Annotated in this window: 4 protein-coding genes and 1 riboswitch; of the genes, 3 read left to right on the forward strand and 1 reads right to left on the reverse strand. The window is 64.8% G+C overall.

What is annotated here, in order from left to right:
* Window positions 1–55 precede the first annotated feature (55 nt).
* Entirely contained in the window at window positions 56–1,243 is a 1,188-nt protein-coding gene (locus AAE027_RS39300) for an O-succinylhomoserine sulfhydrylase (RefSeq protein ID WP_370991151.1), read from the reverse strand.
* 73 nt (window positions 1,244–1,316) lie between these two features.
* Window positions 1,317–1,396: riboswitch (SAM riboswitch) on the reverse strand.
* A gap of 109 nt (window positions 1,397–1,505) precedes the next feature.
* On the opposite strand from AAE027_RS39300, the gene AAE027_RS39305 reads away from it, so the two are divergent.
* The 3 genes from AAE027_RS39305 to AAE027_RS39315 all read left to right on the forward strand — a co-directional run bounded on the left by AAE027_RS39305 (window position 1,506) and on the right by AAE027_RS39315 (window position 4,290).
* Window positions 1,506–2,612 (forward strand): 2'-deoxycytidine 5'-triphosphate deaminase, encoded by a 1,107-nt coding sequence (locus tag AAE027_RS39305; protein ID WP_165405259.1) that lies wholly within the window; start codon window positions 1,506–1,508, stop codon window positions 2,610–2,612.
* Window positions 2,613–2,719: 107 nt separating this feature from the next.
* Complete coding sequence (locus AAE027_RS39310) at window positions 2,720–3,133, forward strand: PAS domain-containing protein (RefSeq protein ID WP_370991152.1); 414 nt, start codon at window positions 2,720–2,722, stop codon at window positions 3,131–3,133.
* Between the two features lie 104 nt (window positions 3,134–3,237).
* Entirely contained in the window at window positions 3,238–4,290 is a 1,053-nt protein-coding gene (locus AAE027_RS39315; RefSeq protein ID WP_370991153.1) for a hypothetical protein, read from the forward strand.
* Window positions 4,291–4,366: the final 76 nt, after the last annotated feature.

A 4,366-nucleotide genomic window follows, 5' to 3' on the forward strand; every position in this document is an offset into this window, starting at 1 on the left:
ATTTCGCTGCGCTCCATATGAGCCGACCCTCCCCCTCCAGGGGAGGGTAAGAAGCTTACGCCTTCTCCAGCGCCGCGGTCAGATCCTCGATCAGATCGTCCGCATGCTCGAGCCCGGCGGAGAAGCGGATGAAGCCCTCGCTGATGCCGAGCGCGGCGCGGTCTTCCGGCTTCAAACGCTGATGCGTCGTGGTCGCCGGATGCGTGACGAGACTCTTGGCATCGCCGAGATTGTTGGAGATCTTCGCCAGCTTCAATTCATTGAGCACGCGGAACGCGGCCTGCTTGCCGCCCTTGACCTCGAAGCCGACCAGCGTCGAGCCGCCGCGCATCTGCTTCTTCACCAGCGCCGCCTGCGGATGATCGGCGCGGCCGGGATAGACCAGCCGCGAGATCTTCGGATGGCTGGCCAGCACCTCGGCAATGCGCGCCGCGGTATCGGTCTGCGCGCGCACGCGAACGCCCAATGTCTCAAGGCCCTTGAGCAGGACCCAGGCGTTGAACGGCGAGATCGACGGGCCGGTCTGGCGCATGAAATTGTGGATGTGCTCGGCGATGAAGGCTTCCGAGGACAGGATGATGCCGCCCAGACAGCGGCCCTGGCCGTCGATGTGCTTGGTCGCCGAATAGACCACGACATCGGCCCCGAGCGCGAGCGGGCTCTGCCAGATCGGCGTTGCGAACACGTTGTCGACGACGAGCCGCGCACCGCCCCTGTGCGCGATCTCGGCGATGCCGGGGATGTCGAGCACATCGAGCGTCGGATTGGTCGGGCTCTCCAGGAAGAACGTCTTGGTGTTGGGCTTGAGCGCCCGCTGCCACTGGCCGAGATCGAGCCCGTCGACCAGCGTGGTCTCGATGCCGTAGCGCGGCAGCAAATCCTGCACCACATAGAGGCACGAGCCGAACAGCGCCCGCGAAGCGACCACATGGTCGCCCGCCTTCAGCGGCGCCAGGATCGCGGTCGTCACCGCCGCCATGCCGGTGGCCGCCGAGCGGGCCGCCTCGGCGCCTTCGAGCTCGATCATGCGGCGCTCGAACATCGCGATGGTCGGATTGGAGTAGCGCGAATAGATGAAGCCCGGGTCCTCGCCCTTGAACCGCGCCTCGCACTCCTCGGCGCTGTTGTAGACGTACCCTTGCGTCAGGAACAGCGCCTCCGAGGTCTCGCCATATTGCGAGCGCAGGGTCCCGGAATGGACCAGGCGGGTTTCGGGACGGTAGGTGGCAGGCGACTTCGACATAGGACCCTCCGACATGACCGTCGAGCGAGAACGGTCACAAAAAAACCGGCCTGGATATCTCCACGGGCCGGGATCACAGAGGTCCCCGGCCTGTTTAGCGACTTATTTAACGTGGCTGCAAGCCGGCCGGCTCAAATCACCACGGGATAAGTGATGCTCATATTCCGCAATGCCCTTTCCGTCAAGGCGTCCATCGGATAGCCGTAAAAGGCTAGTATTTCCCGTATATCGGGATGCGTTGCCCCTTGCTGAGGATCCCCGGTTGACGTTCACGGTCGCTGCCGACGCCAATGGTATCCTGCCCGACCGCATGATCGCGGCGATGGCGGAGGCGGGGCTCATCCTGCCCGCGTACGACTTCGTCGAAAGCCAGATCCAGCCGGCAAGCCTCGATTTGCGCCTCGGCGACATCGCCTATCGCGTCCGTGCCAGCTTCCTGCCCGGTCCCGGCGCCACCGTCGCCGAACGCATCGACGAATTGAAGCTGCACGAGTTCAGCCTGGCCGACGGCGCGGTGCTCGAGACCAATTGCGTCTACATCGTGCCGCTGCTGGAAAGCCTCGCGCTGCCGCCGGAGATCGTCGCGGCCGCGAACCCCAAGAGCTCGACCGGCCGGCTCGACGTCTTCACCCGCGTGATCGCCGATGGTACCCGCCGCTTCGACATGATCGGCGCCGGCTATCATGGCCCGCTCTATGCCGAGATCAGCCCGAAGACGTTTCCGGTGCTGGTGCGCGAGGGCTCACGCCTGTCGCAGGTGCGCTTCCGCACCGGCGACGCCATCCTCAATGCCGACGAGCTCGATGCGCTGCATGCCGCCGAGCGCCTGGTCGACATCGACGATGCCGATCTCTCCGGCGGCGTTGCCGTCTCTGTCGACCTGTCGGGTGAGAAAGCGAATGGCTTCGTCGGTTATCGCGCCAAGCGCCACACCGGCGTCGTCGACGTCGACCGCCGCTCCGGCTATGCGGTAGAGGATTTCTGGGAGCCGATCTCGGCCCGCCCCGACGGCAGCCTGATCCTCGATCCCGGCGAGTTCTACATCCTCGCCTCCAAGGAAGCTGTGCAGGTCCCGCCCGACTACGCCGCCGAGATGGTGCCGTTCGATCCCTTGGTCGGCGAATTCCGCGTGCACTATGCCGGATTTTTCGATCCCGGCTTCGGCTATGCCGGTGCGGGCGGGCAAGGCGCGCGCGCCGTGCTGGAGGTGCGCTCGCGCGAAGTACCCTTCATTCTCGAACACGGCCAGATCGTCGGCCGCCTCGTCTACGAGAAGATGCTGGCCCGCCCCGATGCGATGTACGGCCAGCGCATCGGCTCCAACTACCAGGCGCAGGGCCTCAAACTATCGAAGCATTTTCGGGTGTAGCCCGATCCTGTAGCCCGGATGGAGCGCGAGCGTAATCCGGGAGTTCTCTCGCTTGTGGCACCAATCCCGGATTACGCTGCGCTCCATCCGGGCTACAAGGTGTTGGCATGACCGATCAATCCGAACTCGACGCAAACATCATCGAAGACGTCGCGGACGCGCTGATCTATTCGGATCGCTCCGGCACAATCACACGCTGGAATCGGGCATCGACTGCCCTGTTCGGCTTCTCCGCCGGGGAAGCGCTGGGGCAGAATCTCGATCTGATCATTCCAGAGCATCTGCGCGCCGCGCACTGGAAAGGCTTCGAGGCGGCGCTTGCCAGCGGCACGATGAAGCTTGCAGGGCGTCCGACGCTGACACGCGCGCTGCACAAGAGCGGACGCAAGCTCTACATCGAGATGACCTTCGCGCTGGTGCGCGATGCCGCTGGGGCGGTGCAGGGATCGGTGGCGATGGCGCGCGACGTGACGGAACGCGTCGAGCACGAGCGCGCTGCCAAGGCCGCGCAAAATTCGTGATGCGGAATTGACGGGCCGCCGTGCAGGGCGGCCTGCATGCGCGTCATGTTGCCTGTCACCGGGTGCAGTGACACACTCGATCGAAACAACGATCGGGAGCGAACATGACCGCCGCATCAGACACAGCGCAGGAAGTCCAATGGAAACGTTGGCGCGCGGTCGCGGATCTCTATCACGCCTACTTCACCGGCCTGATCCTCACCGTTGTCACGCGGCGCGGCACGGCGGATGCCGCTGAATTCGTCTTCCGCGTGTTCCGCCGCCAGCAGCAGGAGCGCTTCCTGCCGGGCCTGGACAAGCTCGGCCTGCGTCATCTGCCGCCGGCGGTGGCTGCTGCGCAATATCACTATCTCTCCAACTGGATCGGCGGCGTGCATGTCGAATACATGTATGAGAGCGACCGCGAAGCCTGGATCCGCTATCCGCCGCCGCGCTGGATCTGGAAGGGCACCGCGATCTGCGGCGTGCCCGGCGAGGTCAGCCGCGCGATGCTGCGCGGCTGGCACGCCAACAACGGCGTCGCGCTCGGCGATCTCCGCTTAGGCTTCGTCTGCACCAAGCAGAGCGTCGATGGCCAGGACGGTCTCGAAGGCTATTACCATCAATACGACCACCCACTCGAGCTCGACCAGCGCCTGGTGTTCGCGCGGCATCTGGAGGCCCCTACGTTCGATGCGAAGACCGCGCCGGCTTTGCCGGTTGCGAGCTGGCCGAAACCGCGGCTGGAAAAAGCCTATCGCAACTATGCGATGGAATATGTCCGCACCGCCGTGCCGGTGATGGTGCAGCTGTTCGGCCCGGAAGATGCCGGCTATCTCCTGCATCTCACCGGCAAGCTGATCGGCATGCAATATTTCGACGAGGTCGCGGCGGCGTTGGCGATGAGCCGCGGCGGTGCGCGCGAATTCGCATCGTTCCTGAACGCGCTGTTCGCCGCGCAGGACGATGTGGCCGAAACGGTGCAATCAGAAGGCGCGTTCGAAACAAGCCAGCAGAGCTGGAAGTTGATGGACGACGTCGCCGACTATCACCCCGCCTGCGCTAAGGTGCTGGAAGGACTGTTCGAAGGCCTCGCTGCGGGATGCGGACGAAACATCGGCGTGCGCATGCGCACCGCGAGGGGCGGCCGCCCGCCGCTGGTCTGGACGATTGAATAGGCCAGGGTGCCGCCGCACCACTTCGCCTCTCCCCGCCTGCGGGGAGAGGCCGGAATTTGCGAAAGCAAATTCCGGG

It is taken from the genome of Bradyrhizobium sp. DN3 (genome assembly GCF_041357655.1).
Taxonomy (GTDB): domain Bacteria; phylum Pseudomonadota; class Alphaproteobacteria; order Rhizobiales; family Xanthobacteraceae; genus Bradyrhizobium.